Below are 15,361 nucleotides of genomic sequence, written 5' to 3'. Positions count from 1 at the left end.
TGAGAAAACAGACATGACACAATTTGCTATGGTATTCCCGGGACAAGGTTCCCAATCTTTAGGGATGTTAGCTGATTTAGCAGAACAAAATCAGCTGGTTAAAGAAACATTCGCTGAAGCGTCTGAAGCATTGGGTTACGATCTCTGGGCATTAGTTCAAAATGGACCAGAAGAAGAATTAAACAAAACATGGCAGACTCAACCTGCATTATTAGCAGCGTCAGTGGCTATCTTCCGTGTTTGGCAAGCAAAAAATGGCAAAATGCCTACGTTGATGGCGGGTCACAGCCTTGGCGAATATTCAGCATTAGTTTGTGCGGGCGTTATCGACTTCAAACAAGCCATTAAATTGGTAGAACTGCGCGGCAAACTGATGCAAGAAGCGGTTCCTGAAGGCACTGGCGCAATGTATGCAATCATCGGTTTAGATAACGAATCTATCGATAAAGCATGCAAAGAAGCAGCGCAAGGGCAAGTGGTTTCACCTGTGAACTTTAACTCACCGGGCCAAGTAGTTATTGCCGGCGAAAAAGCTGCTGTTGAGCGCGCAGGTGCTGCTTGTAAAGAAGCTGGCGCAAAACGTGCGTTGCCACTGTCTGTTAGCGTGCCTTCCCACTGTGCATTAATGAAACCAGCTGCAGATAAATTAGCTGAAGCATTAGAAAAAATTGAATTTTGTGAGCCGGCCTATCCTGTTATCAACAACGTTGATGTTAAAATGGAAACGTCTGCGAAAAATATCCGTGATGCGTTAGTGCGCCAATTATATAATCCGGTGCGCTGGACTGAAACAGTCGAATTCATGGCGGAACAAGGTATTGAGCAATTGGTTGAAATGGGTCCAGGCAAAGTTCTGACTGGTCTAACCAAGCGAATTGTCTCTAATTTAACTGCCGTTGCAGTCAATGATCCTGTATCATTAGACTCGGCTTTAGAAACTATCTGAGGACGACAATGAGCTTTGAAGGAAAAATTGCACTGGTAACTGGTGCGAGCCGTGGGATCGGTAAAGCAATCGCTTTAACCTTAACTGCACGCGGTGCGACCGTTATCGGTACGGCAACAAGCGAAAAAGGCGCGGAAGCGATTACGGCCTATTTAGATGGGAAAGGTAAAGGCTTAGCGTTAAACGTGACAGATCCTGCATCAATTGAAGAAACATTGACCCAGATCCGTGCGGAATTTGGTGAAATTGATATTTTGGTCAATAATGCAGGTATTACGCGTGATAACTTATTGATGCGTATGAAGGATGATGAGTGGCAAGATATTATTGACACGAATCTTTCATCCGTTTACCGTTTGTCTAAATCCGTTTTGCGTGCCATGATGAAAAAGCGTTGTGGACGAATTATTTCCATTGCATCTGTTGTGGGTGTTATGGGAAATGCGGGACAAACAAACTACGCGGCAGCGAAAGCTGGGCTGATTGGTTTTAGTAAATCATTAGCTCGTGAAGTCGCTTCTCGTGGTATCACTGTTAACGTTGTAGCGCCTGGTTTTATCGAAACTGATATGACTAAGGCATTGACAGACGAACAACGTGCAGGCATTTTATCTCAGGTTCCTGCGGATAGACTGGGTGATGCACAAGAAATTGCCAGTGCTGTAGCATTTTTAGCTTCTGACGAAGCTGCTTACATCACAGGTGAAACATTGCATGTCAATGGTGGCATGTACATGATCTAAAGAAATGAGGGAACCATTTGCATATTTTTGTGTTGCCTAATGCAAAATTATGCAAAATAATGGTTTCCACAGCCGGGATTGGGTTGTATCTTTTCCTGTATTTCATAAACTACGAAAACCATCGCGAAAGCGAGTTTTGATAGGAATTTTAATAGTATGAGCACTATCGAAGAACGCGTTAAGAAAATCATCGTTGAACAACTGGGTGTTAAAGAGGAAGAAGTTGTGAATACAGCTTCATTTGTTGATGACTTGGGCGCTGATTCTCTTGACACAGTAGAACTGGTTATGGCTCTGGAAGAAGAGTTCGATTGCGAAATCCCTGACGAAGAAGCTGAAAAGATCACTACAGTACAGGCTGCAATTGACTACGTCAAAGCATCTGAGTAATAGCGGTAAAACTTATCTAGGCGATCATTCGATCGCCTATGTTTCTTTTGTAACTAATTCCCTCCTTGGAGGACATACGTGTCTAAGCGTCGTGTAGTCGTAACCGGACTGGGCATGTTATCTCCTGTCGGCAACGCAGTTGAGTCATCATGGAAAGCTGTTTGTGACGGACAGAGTGGTATCAGCCTAATCGATCATTTTGATACTACTAACCACGCAACTAAATTTGCTGGCTTAGTAAAAGATTTCAACTACGAAGATTTTGACATCTCTCGCAAAGATGCGAAGAAGATGGACCCATTTATTCAATACGGTATTGCTGCGGGCTATCAAGCTATCAAAGATGCTGAATTGGAAGTAACAGAAGCCAATGCTACTCGTATCGGTTTGGCGATTGGTTCTGGTATTGGCGGGTTAGGTCTCATTCAAGACAACTGTGAATCTATGTTACACGGTGGTCCTCGCAAAGTGAGCCCATTCTTTGTACCTTCAACAATCATCAATATGGTTGCTGGTCACTTAAGCATTATGTATGGCTTCCGTGGTCCTAGCATCTCAATCGCTACTGCATGTACTTCTGGTGTTCATAATATTGGGCACGCAGCACGTATGATTGCGTACGGTGATGCTGATGTGATGTTGGCAGGTGGTGCCGAAAAAGCAACGACACCATTAGGTGTAGCGGGCTTTGGTGCAGCACGTGCATTATCAACCCGTAATGATGACCCACAAGCGGCTAGTCGCCCATGGGACAAAGACCGTGACGGTTTTGTTCTTGGTGATGGAGCAGGGGTTATCGTGCTTGAAGAATATGAACATGCTAAAGCGCGTGGTGCGAAAATTTACGCAGAAGTCGCGGGCTTTGGTATGAGCAGTGATGCTTACCACATGACATCACCACCAGAAAATGGTGAAGGCGCTGCATTAGCGATGGTCAATGCGCTAAATGATGCAGGCATTAAGCCAAGTGATATTGGCTATATCAATGCTCACGGCACATCAACACCAGCAGGTGACTTAGCGGAAGCGCAAGCGGTTATCTCTGTATTTGGTGAAGACACAAAAGTATTAGTCAGTTCAACAAAATCCATGACAGGTCACTTATTAGGTGCTGCGGGCGCGATTGAATCTATCTTTACTATTTTGTCTCTGTGTGACCAAATTATTCCACCAACAATCAACTTAGATAATCCTGATGAAGGTTGCAAGCTTGATTTTGTTCCGGGTGAAGCCCGTAAAGTTGAAAACATGGAATATGCTCTGTGTAACTCATTCGGCTTTGGTGGTACTAACGGTTCCTTAATTTTCCGTCGCTATCACGCGGAATAATCAATAATACCGTGCATTTCTAAGCTCCAGTGTCTTTGATGCTGGGGCTTTATTTTTGCCTTCTTTTTGCAGTACTCTTTGCTTTAGTTTATGATATTACACACTATGTTACTGCCTGATTTATCAGCTTTTATTATAAGAAATGGTCATGACTTATTGGGTTAACGGGGTTTCTTGTCAACAAATTGATATTACCGATCGCGCTATTGCCTTTGGTGATGGCTGCTTTACGACTATCCATGGCATGAATCAACAAGCAAAAATGTTAGAGAAGCATATTTTACGTTTACAACAAGATTCCGCTCGACTCAAATTACCAGTGATAGATTGGCCACAACTGACGCAACATATTGAAGAGGTTTGTGAACAACAAACTGATGAAGAGTTTGTGGTGAAGGTTATATTAAGTCGTGGGCAGGGTGGTCGAGGTTATAGCTCTCAAGGGTTTGAACACCCGACAATCATCGTAATGGTTTCGCCTTTCCCAAAACACTACGCCGCATTACAGTGCCAAGGGGTATCGTTATTGCTCAGCCAAATTCCATTAAGCCGCAATCCTCTCTTAGCAGGTATGAAGCACTTAAATCGCTTAGAGCAAGTGTTGATCCGCCAAGAAATTGACGATGCTAAATTGGATGAAGCCGTGGTGTTGGATACGAATGGCGTCATTGTTGAATGCTGTAGCGCCAATATTTTTTGGCGTATAGGGCGTGATGTTTATACGCCTATTCTTAGTCACTCCGGCGTTAATGGATTAATGAGACAAAAGATCATAGCGCAGCTCAATAATAGCCAGTACCATCTGGCAGAAGTCGAGCGCTTTCCTGCCATTTTGACTCAATGTGATGAAGTCATTATTTGTAATGCTTTAATGCCGGTTTTACCGGTGAAAAGCATCCGATTTTCAGAAGATAAAACAATCAGTTATCAATCAAGAGAACTGTTTGAGTATTTACTATTACAGCGACAAATTTAAAGCTGATAACCATTTAACTCTTATCATTCATCGACAAACAATACATTTAAGTGACCCATAATGAAATTAGCGAAAAAAATAACACTGATTGTCTTTGTCCTTGCGGTTATCGGCGTAATTGTAGTGTATCTGCAATATCGCCAAGTTCTTGATTATGCGAAAAAGCCTATTAACATTGTCCAAGAGACGATCTTTACTGTGCCTGCTGGGACAGGGCGAGTGGCCTTAGAAGGGTTGCTTATCAAGGAAAAATTTATTGAAGAGGGGCATAATTTCCAACTTCTTCTAAAAGCGCGCCCCGAATTAGCTCAGTTCAAAGCGGGAACCTATCGCTTACAGCCAAACATGACGGTGGAGCAATTATTAGCGTTGATCGCCAGTGGCAAAGAAGCACAATTTAGTATTCGTTTTATTGAAGGTAACAAACTGGCGGATTGGAGCAATATTTTGCGTGATGCTCCTTATATGCAACATAAAACTCAAGATGCAACACCAACTGAGCTCTATGCCATACTGGATTTTAAAGAGGGCGATAATCTTGAAGGTTGGTTATACCCTGATACCTATTTATACACTGCGGGCACCAGCGACGTTGAAATACTCAAGCGTGCTTATAAACGAATGCAAGCCGCTGTGGAAGAAGAGTGGAAAGGTCGCGATAAAGATCTACCCTATAAGAATGCTTATGAAATGTTGATCATGGCATCGATTGTTGAAAAAGAGACTGGCGTGGACAATGAACGTGCACAGGTTGCCTCGGTGTTTGTGAATCGCTTGAAGAAAAACATGCGCTTACAAACAGACCCTACGGTTATTTACGGGTTAGGGGAAAATTATCGTGGTAAAATTTATCGCAGTGACTTAGATAACTACACTGCGTATAACACGTATAAAATTGATGGTTTACCACCAACGCCAATTGCCATGCCGAGCCTTGCCTCAATAAAAGCGGCGGCTCACCCAGCAAAAACAGATTATTTATACTTTGTCGCCGATGGTACAGGTGGACATACTTTTAGTCGCAATCTTAATGACCATAACCGCGCTGTTAAGGTTTACCGACAAATAGAGCAAAAGAATTGATAAACGAAATGAAAAACCAATTTATTGTTATTGAAGGATTAGAAGGTGCGGGTAAAACGACGGCAATCAACACCGTTGTTGACACATTAAAGCAAGCTGGCATCCATGATATGGTATTTACCCGAGAACCGGGTGGTACGCCGCTCGCAGAAAAACTACGTGAATTGATAAAGCAAGGCATTGAAGGTGATAGAGTCACCGACAAAGCTGAACTATTAATGTTGTACGCGGCACGTGTTCAGCTAGTTGATACAGTAATCAAGCCCGCACTTGAAGCTGGGAAATGGGTCATTGGCGATAGACACGATTTATCCTCCCAAGCTTATCAAGGTGGTGGTCGTGAAATCGATCGCCACTTAATGGCCTCATTAAGAGATTTAGTGCTTGGTGAATTTAAACCAGCTCTGACTCTTTATTTAGATTTACCGCCAGAATTGGGTTTACAACGCGCTCGTTCTCGCGGTGAATTAGACCGTATTGAGAAAGAATCGCTGGCTTTCTTTGAACGCACCCGAGCGCGTTATTTAGAACTGGCTGCGGCAGATGACACTATTTTAACCATCGATGCGAGCCAAAATATTGAACAAGTGCAAGCCGATATTCGCAGCACATTACTGACATGGCTGACAAAATAAGGCGCTAATGATGAATTGGTATCCATGGCTTAATGAAACTTACCGTCAATTAATTAGCGCTTATCAAGCAGGACGTGGGCACCACGCGTTGTTGATTCACTCAATAGCGGGCAATGGGGCTGAAGCATTAAGCTATGGTGTGAGCCGTTGGTTGATTTGCCAAAATAAAGATGGTTTAAAAAGCTGTGGAGAATGCCATAGTTGCCGCTTAATGTTGGCAGGCACACATCCTGATTATCATGTTCTAGAACCTGAAAAAGGGAAAACGACCATCAGTGTTGATGCGGTTCGTAAGCTAACTGATACATTAAGTGGTCATGCGCAGCAAAGTGGTGCAAAAGTCGTTTCCATTCCCGATGCACAAGTATTGACGGATGCCGCGGCTAACGCGTTGCTCAAAACCTTAGAAGAACCCGCAGGGCAGACCTACTTTTTATTAGGCTGTGAAAAATTAGATAGCTTGCTGGCGACATTAAGAAGCCGCTGTTTAACTCACTTTTTACCTGCGCCTGATCAGCAAGTTGCGTTGTATTGGCTGCAAAAACAGCAGGCGGGTTTATCTGTAGAGGATGCCGTGACTGCGTTAACCTTGTGTCAAGGCGCGCCTGTTGCCGCATTACAGTTGCTTGAGCCGGCGCAGTGGCAACGACGTCTGCTATTGTGCAACGAGTTAGAGCAGAGCTTACGTCAGAAAGATTTTTTAAAGCTTCTGCCAGCGTTAAATACCGACAATGGGCCTGAATGCATTAATTGGCTACTCGGGTTAATTGCCGATGGCATAAAATTGCAGCAAAAAGCAGGGCAGTATGTTGTTAACCAAGATAAAATGGCGTGCGTCACTTTGTTGGCAACATCCATGAGCAGCTCGCAGCTATTGGATGTGTATAGCCAGTGGCAAGCGTGTCGTTACCAGCTATTAACCGTGCCTGCGCTGAACCAGGAATTGATCCTGACCAACCAATTATTACACTGGGAAGCGTTATTCGCTTCGCCTTCAAGATAAAAAGAGTAGACTATGTTTGTTGTTGATTCACACTGCCATCTCGACTGTTTAGATTATGAAAAATTACACACTAACGTCGATGATGTTATCGCAAAGGCATCTGCACGAGATGTCGGCTTTATGTTGGCCGTGGCAACCACCTTGCCAGGTTTTGAAAGCATGAAACAGTTAATTGGAAAGCGCGACAATGTCGCGTTTTCTTGCGGTATTCATCCATTAAACTTGGATGAAGGTTATGATTTTGAAAAGTTGGCGCAATTAGCGGCGGGGAGTGAAGTGGTCGCGCTCGGTGAAACGGGCTTAGATTACTATTATCAGCAAGAGAATGCGGCACTGCAGCAAGAGTCATTTCGTCAGCATATTCGCATTGGTCGTCAAGTGAATAAGCCAGTGATTGTGCATACTCGTTCCGCTCGAGAAGATACACTGTCTATTTTACGCGAAGAGAAAGTTGATGAGTGTGGCGGTGTGTTGCACTGCTTTACGGAAGACCAACAAACGGCTATCGATTTACTGGACTTAGGGATGTACATCTCTTTTTCCGGTATTGTCACGTTCCGTAATGCTGAACAGATCCGAGAAGCTGCGCGAGTTGTGCCATTGGATAGAATTTTAGTGGAAACAGATTCACCTTACTTAGCCCCAGTACCGCATCGTGGTAAAGAGAACCAACCTGCGTATGTACGTGATGTGGTGGAGTATATGGCTGTATTGAAAGGAGTGAGTGTTGAGGAAATGGCACAAATCACCACCGAAAACTTCAACCGTTTATTCCATTTACGCGCTGGGCAATAAATAGATAACTATTAAATTATTAAGGAATTTGTCATGGCAGAAGAGACTATTTTCAGTAAAATTATTCGACGTGAAATTCCGTCTGAGATCGTATATCAAGACGAACTGGTCACAGCATTTCGTGATATCGCGGCACAAGCGCCGACGCATATTTTGATCATTCCGAACAAATTAATTCCAACCGTAAATGATGTGACGGTTGATGATGAGCTGGCATTAGGGCGCTTATTTACCGTGGCGGCGAAAATTGCGAAAGAAGAAGGGATTGCAGAAGATGGCTATCGCCTGATTATGAACTGCAACAAGCATTCAGGACAAGAAGTCTTCCACATTCATATGCACTTAGTGGGTGGACGTCCATTAGGCCCATTATTGGCTAAGTAATTCATCATGAAACGCGCTGCATCAACCTTAAAATACATCGCCACACTGGGCTTGCTCATGCTGTTTCTCAGTGGTTGTGCTTGGAACAAAAAAACAGGGTTATCATTTAATGATCAGCAGCGCATCGTGATGGAGCCTTCCGTGCTAGCCGCGGGCGTGATTGTAGAAAAACCAGTGATCAAGGTCGGTAGCGTAACGGCGACCGCAACGATCAATATGAGCAATATTGAAAAGAAACCGGTCACTGTGATGTATCGTATCTTTTGGTATGACGAGCAAGGACTGAGAGTGGATTCAACAAAGAGTCAACCTCAAGTCATCCCTGCTAATTCGTCAGTGATGCTAAAAGAGGTCACGACATCCCCGCTTGCACGTAATGCGCGTATCTATGTTTTCTTACCTTCAATGGCTGGAGAGTCACAATGAAACGGATCTTATTGGTCGCAGCAGCAGCATTTATTTTGGCAGGTTGTCCGTCAGTCCCTCAAGGGCCTAAACCCCCAATTGTTCCTGTTGAACCAGGTGGAACACCGAAACAGCCTGAAAAGCAGCCGGAATTAACGCCACCACCACCAACGGATACAGTACCGATGCCACCAAAGCAGCAAACCATTGATTGGGCTGGGGCATTACAGCCATTAGTCAATAAAATGGTGGCGGATGATGGCGTTGAAAGTGGCAAAGTCTTACTGGTCGATTCTGTCAAAAATAATACCAGCGGAAGCTTGCCTTCACAGGCAGTAACGGCAGCATTAACCAATGAAGTCATGAAAACCAATAAGTTTAAAGTGGTTCCTCAAGGCGTCGTCAGTGCTGCTCGTAAAACGTTGGGATTGTCACAGGATGATAGTCTGGTAACTCGCAGTAAAGCGATTGGTTTAGGGCGTTATGTCCAAGCTCAGTATGTGATTTACAGTGTCATGTCAGGCTCTACCAAAGAACGCAGCATTGAAATGCAGTTAATGGAAGTGCAAACCGGTGAAATTGTGTGGTCTGGAAAACAGAGTATTGAGTAATCAATTATCACTGTTTGCATTACTTTCTGAATGCTTCCCAGCAGTTTTAGCATCATGCTGGGAAGTCTCTCCATTAGCAGGGTTATCGGGTGGCAGCTATTTAGTTGAATATCGAAACTCTACTCAAACCCAAGACACGGTTCCTTCCATTAAATTAATCGCCCGCTCAGATGGGCAAGCGCAAAATGCGTTGTATGTTAATCGCCGTAAAGAAGCGCATGTTCTTAAGGAACTGAAAGATTTTTCTTATTCCCCACAAGTCATTGGGCGGAATGCCCATTGGTTATTATTGGAATGGGTTAATGGAGACCATCCTAGCCGCGAACAATTTCTTTCCTTTGAATTTCAAAAAAACTTGGCAGGGATCGTTGCTAAGCTCCATAATCATGACGTATTAAATTACCGGCTATCGTTACGTAATGAGATTGCTCATTATGGCTATTTAATTGATAATAAAAGAGTCTCTGCACACTGGAAGCGAATACATCGTCGCTTCCTCCGCACGCCAATGCCAAGGGTGTTAAAGCTCGCTCCCGCCCATATGGATATTCATCCGGGCAATGTGCTGTGTGAGCAAGGGGTACCAAAAATGCTAGTGGATTGGGAATATGCAGCAAATACCGATATTGGTTTGTCTCTAGAAACCTATTTTCAATTCAATAGCCTGACGGTAGAACAACGAGATTATTTCTTGACGCAATATTGTCACACCTATGGTGCCTATAAAGATAAACCCCGTTTGGCAGAGCACTGCATACAATGGGAGCCATGGGTCAAATACATGACGTTAATGTGGTATGAAGTTCAGTGGTGCCAGCGTCAAGAAGCGCAGTTTTTAAATGATTCTTCCCCATTACGAGACTATTTTGGTCTTTGATTGGGCAATATAAAATCTCAGTGAATACACAAGAATTTGTGAAAATTAATCAAGTGAGGCATGTTATGGGTCCGATAATGCTGGATGTTCAGGGTTATGAACTGGACAATGAAGAGCGTGAAATTTTAGCTCATCCACTGGTAGGCGGGTTGATTTTATTTACCCGTAACTTCCATGATGCGGCACAGTTGCGTGAGTTAGTGCGACAAATCCGTGATGCATCAAGACACCGTTTATTGATTGCTGTGGATCAAGAAGGTGGCCGTGTACAGCGTTTTCGTGATGGATTTACCGCACTACCTTCCGCGCAAGCTTTTGCTGCACTGAACAACCAGATGGATGGTGCTAAATTAGCACAAGAAGCAGGCTGGTTAATGGCCGCAGAAATGATTGCTATGGATATCGATATTAGCTTTGCCCCTGTGTTGGATTTAGGGCACGAAAGCATCGCCATTGGTGAGCGTTCATTCCACGCAGATCCTGAAATTGCAATGGTGATGGCAGAGCGTTTTATTCGCGGTATGCACAGCGCAGGAATGAAAACCACAGGTAAACACTTCCCAGGGCACGGCGCCGTCAAAGCCGATTCCCATAAAGAAACGCCACGAGATGACCGCCCACTTGAGCAAATTCGCGGCAAAGACATGTCTATTTTTAAAGACTTTATTCAGCGTGAATTGCTTGATGCTATTATGCCAGCCCACGTGGTTTATACTCAAGCGGACGATCGTCCTGCGAGTGGTTCACCATTCTGGCTAAAATCGGTATTACGTGAGCAGCTTGGTTTTGATGGCGTTATCTTCTCTGATGATTTATCGATGGAAGGTGCTGCCATTATGGGCAGTTATCCAGAAAGAGCGAAAGCATCATTGAATGCGGGCTGCGACATGATCCTTGTTTGTAATAATCGTGAAGGTGCTGTGAGCGTATTGGATTACTTACCGAAACAAAATCACAGCCGCGCTTCTAAGCTGTATCACAGTGGCCGCCAGTATTCATTGAATGAGCTACAATCTGTGGATCGTTGGAAGCAAAGTCACCGTCAATTAGTCGAATTACATGAAAAATGGCAAGAACACCGTAGCCGCTAATTAAATCGTGTTGAAAATGAACCGATGGGATAATAACCCATCGGTTTTTTTTATCTTAAATTCACTGAATAAGTTACGGGTAACCTTATTGGTATAAATTAAATAGGAACAAGGAAAGAGATTGTCCTATTTGATTAGTAATACTGTATCTATATTTAATATATGTGTAAAAAATACGCATCAATATTGGCTGCTACATGGAATTAACCAGGAATAATTCCTAGTCCAAATAAAAATTTTGCGTTAAATAATCTATCTATATGTGATAAATACTCTCCATTGTGACGGAACAAACCAGTATATTGCTTAAAAACAGAATGATTGACTTGGCTATTTATTTAAAATGGAGAGCTAGGCCATGCTTCAATATTATTGGTTTAAATAAAAATATTATTTTACTTTAGTAAATAACATTTCATTAAAATATAGGCGATTAAAATAGCAAAATTATTGTTTAAATATGAAGTTCAATTAATAGATGCAATAGCCAATAAAGTGATTGATATCACATCGAATGATGTGTGATTTGCAATCTATCTGGTTTGTTGTGACTCTGATCGTGTTAATTGACACAAAATTACGTTAGCATACTTTTTCATTATGAATATCAACTCAAAACGCTCCTTAAGAGTGCGGTTGAATATTGCCCAAATAAGTCTGAAATCATAGTGTGAACTTAAATCAAATCCGTATGTTTGGATTAATTATTTCGACTTATAAAATAATTAAATTTTATTCTTAATGCCCAGAAAATAAATTGTGCTTAAAGAATAGAGGGTGCAACTTAAATTAAATAATCATTAAAGACTATTGCAGTAATTAAAGCTAAATAAAATTGTTACTTATTGAAAGATAGCAAGGTGTCATAACGCCCAATAAAAATTGGGTGCGGGTAGTTATATTCTAATAATCACGACTAGGTTTAATTTAAATGAAAGTCAAAAAAATAGCGTTAATATTGTTTCCATCTTGTTTCGTTGCATTTGGGGCTAATGCTGGCGATTGGGAAAATGCCATCAAGGAAAACTCATTTGTTGCAGACTCTGAGTTAGAGCTTTCTACACGAAATATGTGGAAATACCTGAAGTCAGAAAATCGTTACGATGCCAATGAGCAGCGTTACAGAAAACAAGTCGCACAAGCTTGGGGTCAGAATATTCAGTTAGATTACCAATCCGGATATTTTGCCGATTTTATCGGGTTTGATGCCTCTTATTATGGCGCGATCAAATTGGCGGCAAGTAAAGACTTCGCCTCCCGAGCGATTTTATATAACGATGATGGTGAAGCGAAAGGCTATAACAAAATTGGTCAACGTTACGCTAAATTCAAATTAGACTTTGAACCCGTTAATTTCAAAGGTAAAGCGGGTTGGTTCACGTTGAAAAATAAAGGTATTTTTACCAACTCCCAGCGTTTATCTTTAAACACCTATAATGGTTATTATACCAACACCGCAATTAGCGATTGGAACTTAGATTTACTCTATCTTGATGGCAAAGTAATGCGTCGAGATAGTCCGAACATTGACAGAATGTATTTCCGTGACGGAAATGGTGTTAATCATGATATCAACCATGTGGTTACGGGTGGCATTAACTACAATACCAAACCATTGAAAGCCTCTTACTTTATTGGTCAGGCCGATGATGTTTTCCGTCAACAAGGCTTAGAAATCAAATATAAGCTAAACTCAGATATCACCTTATCTTCTCAAATTTATGGTCATGAATACGGTAGCGATGGTAAGCGTACATCGACAGATACCAAACGTGGCAAACAAAACTTTGATAAGCGTGCTTGGCACTATGCGGGTGAAATTGAGTGGCGTGTCCCAGAAACGCCGTGGACTTTAATGACGGGTATCACGCATACCACAGCACATAAAACCAATGGCGTAGGGCAATTTGCACGTAACCCAATTGGTAACACCCGTGGACGTTTTAATTCACCAGCTTATGCAGATATCGACTATGTGCGTGATGGCGAAACCATGCTGGCGTTAAAAGCAGAATATCAAGTTAATCCAACTTGGTCTGTCGGGGCTAACAGTAACTACAGTGAATTCTCTTACTCAGGTGAGCGTTTAAAACAAGGTCAGGTTGGCTTATTTACTTACTGGAAACCAACTGAGAACCTGTCAGTCTCATTAAGTGGCGGTATGGGTTGGCACCATCAGCAAGAGTCTGATAACTCCACACCAAAACTGTATGACGGTGAGTCACGTCGTGCGCACTCGTTGTCCGGTTCGATGACAACCACTTATCGCTTTAAAATGTAATTGGGGGCAATGAATAGATGAATCATAAAATCAGTTTAGTGACATTGCTGGTATCAGGTGCTTTATTAGCAGGCTGTGCCACGAAACAGAGCGATACCGTAAAAGTTCAAGTCATTGGTATTAACGATTTCCACGGTGCATTACAAGCGCCGGGGGATGGTAAACTCGGTGGAATCGAATCCATTGCGACACTGGTCAAGCAATTAAAAGCAGAAAACGACAACACCATTATTGTGGGCGCAGGGGATTTAGTGGGCGCGAGTCCATTACTGTCATCCATGTTCTACGATGAACCCTCCATTGAAGCGCTTAGTGCAATTGGTCTTGAGACCAGTGCTGTCGGTAACCATGAGTTCGATAAAGGCAAAATCGAGTTACTGAGAAAGCAAAATGGCGGATGCCATCCAACCGCAGGCTGTGTGGGTAAAGAGTCTTTTGCCGGTGCTGATTTTAACTATTTAGCCGCGAACGTGATTGTCAAAGAGACCGGTGAAACACTATTCCCATCTTACTACGTTAAGAAATTTGATGGTGTGCCAATGGCATTTATTGGTTTAACGCTGGAAGGTACGCCTGCCATCGTAACGCCAAGTGGTACTGCAGGCTTAGAGTTTAAAAATGAAGCCGAAACCATTAATCAACAGGTGAAATTGCTTAAGGCGCAAGGTATTCGTAGCATTGGTGTGTTGATCCACGAAGGGGCAACTCAGCAAGTGGATACCAAGGTGAAAGATATTAACCGTTGCGATAACATCAAAGGACCTATTGTTGAGATCGTTAAGCAGCTCGATGCCGATGTGGACTTTGTGGTGAGCGGGCATACGCATCAAGCGTATAACTGTGATATTAATGGTAAAAAAGTCATTTCAGCACAATCGAACGGGACATTACTGTCTCAATTAAATATTGAAATTGATAGAAAAACCAACGATATCGTCAGTATTAATGCGAAAAACATTCCGGTTGAAACCAGCCGTTATGAAAAAGATCCACAATTAAGCCGTTTTATCCAAAACTATGAACGCATTTCTAAACCGATTGCTGAGCAAGTCATGGGGACGTTGAGTGCGCCTGCGGATAAGAAATTAGCGGCGGGTGGCGATTCAACATTAGGTAAGATTATCGCGGATGCTCAATTATATGCTGCTGCTACTCCAGATGCAGGCGGCGCACAAATTGCCTTTATGAACAGCGGTGGTATTCGTGCTGATCTTAAAGCAGGGGAACTGACCTACGGCGATATCTTTACGGTACAGCCATTCTCGAATGTGGTCGTTACGCAATCATTAACTGGAGCACAAATTAAACAAGCGTTAGAGCAACAGTGGGATCGTGAACGCCCGCAAGTCATGCCAGTTTCCCACGGTTTTTATTACGAATGGGATGATAGTCGTGCGGTAGGTGACAAAGTGATTGCAGGCTCCATGAAATTAAATGGCAAGCCAATCGATATGAAAAAAAGCTATCGTGTAGCTGCCAATGAATTTCTGGCAACTGGTGGTAGCCGTTTCTCTGCCTTTAAACAAGGTAAAGATCGTATCTATAGCTTGCCGGATAACGAAGCGCTGATGAAATACTTCAAAGATAATTCGCCAATTCAGTTACCGACGGACGAGCGTATTAAGAAAGTGAAGTAAAATACCCTCACAAAATGTTAGGTTTCCAAGCCCGAGAATAACGCCATTCTCGGGCTTTTTTGTCTCTAAGTGAAATAAAGCTGACTCGTTTCTTTTTTTTCAAAAAATGATTTGACGAGCGTGATCGTTGTCATAATAATCAACTAAATTGATTTGCATCAACATTTGGTATGAC

General features: G+C 42.7%; 16 protein-coding genes. All 16 read left to right on the top strand.

Translation table 11 applies throughout. The annotated features are described in order from the left end of the window. Positions 1–13 precede the first annotated feature (13 nt). The 16 genes from fabD to GKR48_RS04230 all read left to right on the top strand — a co-directional run bounded on the left by fabD (position 14) and on the right by GKR48_RS04230 (position 15,186). Positions 14–946 carry an ACP S-malonyltransferase gene (gene fabD / locus GKR48_RS04305; protein ID WP_154627156.1) on the top strand — a complete coding sequence of 311 codons (933 nt, stop codon included), beginning with the start codon at positions 14–16 and terminating at the stop codon, positions 944–946. 8 nt (positions 947–954) lie between these two features. After that, the gene (gene fabG, locus GKR48_RS04300) at positions 955–1,689 is read left to right on the top strand and encodes a 3-oxoacyl-ACP reductase FabG (protein WP_154627155.1); all 735 of its coding nucleotides are present in this window, start codon (positions 955–957) and stop codon (positions 1,687–1,689) included. 156 nt (positions 1,690–1,845) lie between these two features. After that, complete coding sequence (acpP, locus tag GKR48_RS04295) at positions 1,846–2,079, top strand: acyl carrier protein (protein WP_006660807.1); 234 nt, start codon at positions 1,846–1,848, stop codon at positions 2,077–2,079. Positions 2,080–2,157: 78 nt separating this feature from the next. Further along, positions 2,158–3,408 (top strand): beta-ketoacyl-ACP synthase II, encoded by a 1,251-nt coding sequence (gene fabF / locus GKR48_RS04290; protein ID WP_272521746.1) that lies wholly within the window; start codon positions 2,158–2,160, stop codon positions 3,406–3,408. A 148-nt stretch (positions 3,409–3,556) separates the two neighbouring features. Beyond that, the gene (gene pabC, locus GKR48_RS04285; protein WP_154627154.1) at positions 3,557–4,384 is read left to right on the top strand and encodes an aminodeoxychorismate lyase; all 828 of its coding nucleotides are present in this window, start codon (positions 3,557–3,559) and stop codon (positions 4,382–4,384) included. 60 nt (positions 4,385–4,444) lie between these two features. Further along, positions 4,445–5,467 (top strand): endolytic transglycosylase MltG, encoded by a 1,023-nt coding sequence (mltG, locus tag GKR48_RS04280; RefSeq protein WP_154627153.1) that lies wholly within the window; start codon positions 4,445–4,447, stop codon positions 5,465–5,467. Between the two features lie 8 nt (positions 5,468–5,475). Then, positions 5,476–6,102, top strand: coding sequence for a dTMP kinase (gene tmk, locus GKR48_RS04275; protein WP_154627152.1), 627 nt, complete (start codon positions 5,476–5,478; stop codon positions 6,100–6,102). 10 nt (positions 6,103–6,112) lie between these two features. Then, a complete protein-coding gene (holB, locus tag GKR48_RS04270; protein ID WP_154627151.1) occupies positions 6,113–7,105 on the top strand; it encodes a DNA polymerase III subunit delta' in 993 nt (330 codons plus the stop codon). 12 nt (positions 7,106–7,117) lie between these two features. Continuing rightward, positions 7,118–7,900: a metal-dependent hydrolase gene (locus tag GKR48_RS04265; protein WP_154603581.1), complete on the top strand. Its 783-nt coding sequence runs from the start codon at positions 7,118–7,120 to the stop codon at positions 7,898–7,900. 33 nt (positions 7,901–7,933) lie between these two features. After that, complete coding sequence (gene hinT / locus GKR48_RS04260; RefSeq protein ID WP_006660814.1) at positions 7,934–8,284, top strand: purine nucleoside phosphoramidase; 351 nt, start codon at positions 7,934–7,936, stop codon at positions 8,282–8,284. Positions 8,285–8,290: 6 nt separating this feature from the next. After that, the gene (locus tag GKR48_RS04255; protein ID WP_154627150.1) at positions 8,291–8,710 is read left to right on the top strand and encodes a YcfL family protein; all 420 of its coding nucleotides are present in this window, start codon (positions 8,291–8,293) and stop codon (positions 8,708–8,710) included. After that, on the top strand, positions 8,707–9,300 hold the full coding sequence (gene lpoB / locus GKR48_RS04250; RefSeq protein WP_154603583.1) for a penicillin-binding protein activator LpoB: 594 nt from the start codon (positions 8,707–8,709) through the stop codon (positions 9,298–9,300). Before GKR48_RS04255 ends, lpoB begins: the two co-directional genes overlap by 4 nt. Beyond that, positions 9,293–10,177, top strand: coding sequence for a phosphotransferase (locus tag GKR48_RS04245; RefSeq protein ID WP_154627149.1), 885 nt, complete (start codon positions 9,293–9,295; stop codon positions 10,175–10,177). The genes lpoB and GKR48_RS04245 overlap by 8 nt, the downstream gene beginning before the upstream one ends. 53 nt (positions 10,178–10,230) lie before the next feature. Then, entirely contained in the window at positions 10,231–11,268 is a 1,038-nt protein-coding gene (gene nagZ, locus GKR48_RS04240; RefSeq protein ID WP_442959361.1) for a beta-N-acetylhexosaminidase, read from the top strand. Positions 11,269–12,199: 931 nt separating this feature from the next. Next, a complete protein-coding gene (locus tag GKR48_RS04235) occupies positions 12,200–13,549 on the top strand; it encodes an OprD family outer membrane porin (RefSeq protein WP_154627147.1) in 1,350 nt (449 codons plus the stop codon). A gap of 17 nt (positions 13,550–13,566) precedes the next feature. Continuing rightward, on the top strand, positions 13,567–15,186 hold the full coding sequence (locus GKR48_RS04230) for a bifunctional metallophosphatase/5'-nucleotidase (RefSeq protein ID WP_154627146.1): 1,620 nt from the start codon (positions 13,567–13,569) through the stop codon (positions 15,184–15,186). Positions 15,187–15,361: the final 175 nt, after the last annotated feature.

Source organism: Providencia sp. wls1943 (assembly GCF_009706275.1).
Lineage (GTDB): Bacteria > Pseudomonadota > Gammaproteobacteria > Enterobacterales > Enterobacteriaceae > Providencia > Providencia zhijiangensis.
The sequence above is the reverse complement of the archived record's forward strand: the minus strand, read 5'-3'. Positions and strand labels throughout refer to the sequence as shown.

What these genes read in the sequence shown, in the direction of transcription:
- GKR48_RS04235 (WP_154627147.1), top strand. Translation starts at nt 12,200, where the DNA reads ATGAAAGTCAAAAAAATAGCGTTAATATTGTTTCCATCTTGTTTCGTT.
- holB (WP_154627151.1), top strand. Translation starts at nt 6,113, where the DNA reads ATGAATTGGTATCCATGGCTTAATGAAACTTACCGTCAATTAATTAGC.
- GKR48_RS04230 (WP_154627146.1), top strand. Translation starts at nt 13,567, where the DNA reads ATGAATCATAAAATCAGTTTAGTGACATTGCTGGTATCAGGTGCTTTA.
- GKR48_RS04265 (WP_154603581.1), top strand. Translation starts at nt 7,118, where the DNA reads ATGTTTGTTGTTGATTCACACTGCCATCTCGACTGTTTAGATTATGAA.
- pabC (WP_154627154.1), top strand. Translation starts at nt 3,557, where the DNA reads ATGACTTATTGGGTTAACGGGGTTTCTTGTCAACAAATTGATATTACC.
- lpoB (WP_154603583.1), top strand. Translation starts at nt 8,707, where the DNA reads ATGAAACGGATCTTATTGGTCGCAGCAGCAGCATTTATTTTGGCAGGT.
- hinT (WP_006660814.1), top strand. Translation starts at nt 7,934, where the DNA reads ATGGCAGAAGAGACTATTTTCAGTAAAATTATTCGACGTGAAATTCCG.
- acpP (WP_006660807.1), top strand. Translation starts at nt 1,846, where the DNA reads ATGAGCACTATCGAAGAACGCGTTAAGAAAATCATCGTTGAACAACTG.
- fabD (WP_154627156.1), top strand. Translation starts at nt 14, where the DNA reads ATGACACAATTTGCTATGGTATTCCCGGGACAAGGTTCCCAATCTTTA.
- tmk (WP_154627152.1), top strand. Translation starts at nt 5,476, where the DNA reads ATGAAAAACCAATTTATTGTTATTGAAGGATTAGAAGGTGCGGGTAAA.
- fabG (WP_154627155.1), top strand. Translation starts at nt 955, where the DNA reads ATGAGCTTTGAAGGAAAAATTGCACTGGTAACTGGTGCGAGCCGTGGG.
- GKR48_RS04255 (WP_154627150.1), top strand. Translation starts at nt 8,291, where the DNA reads ATGAAACGCGCTGCATCAACCTTAAAATACATCGCCACACTGGGCTTG.
- mltG (WP_154627153.1), top strand. Translation starts at nt 4,445, where the DNA reads ATGAAATTAGCGAAAAAAATAACACTGATTGTCTTTGTCCTTGCGGTT.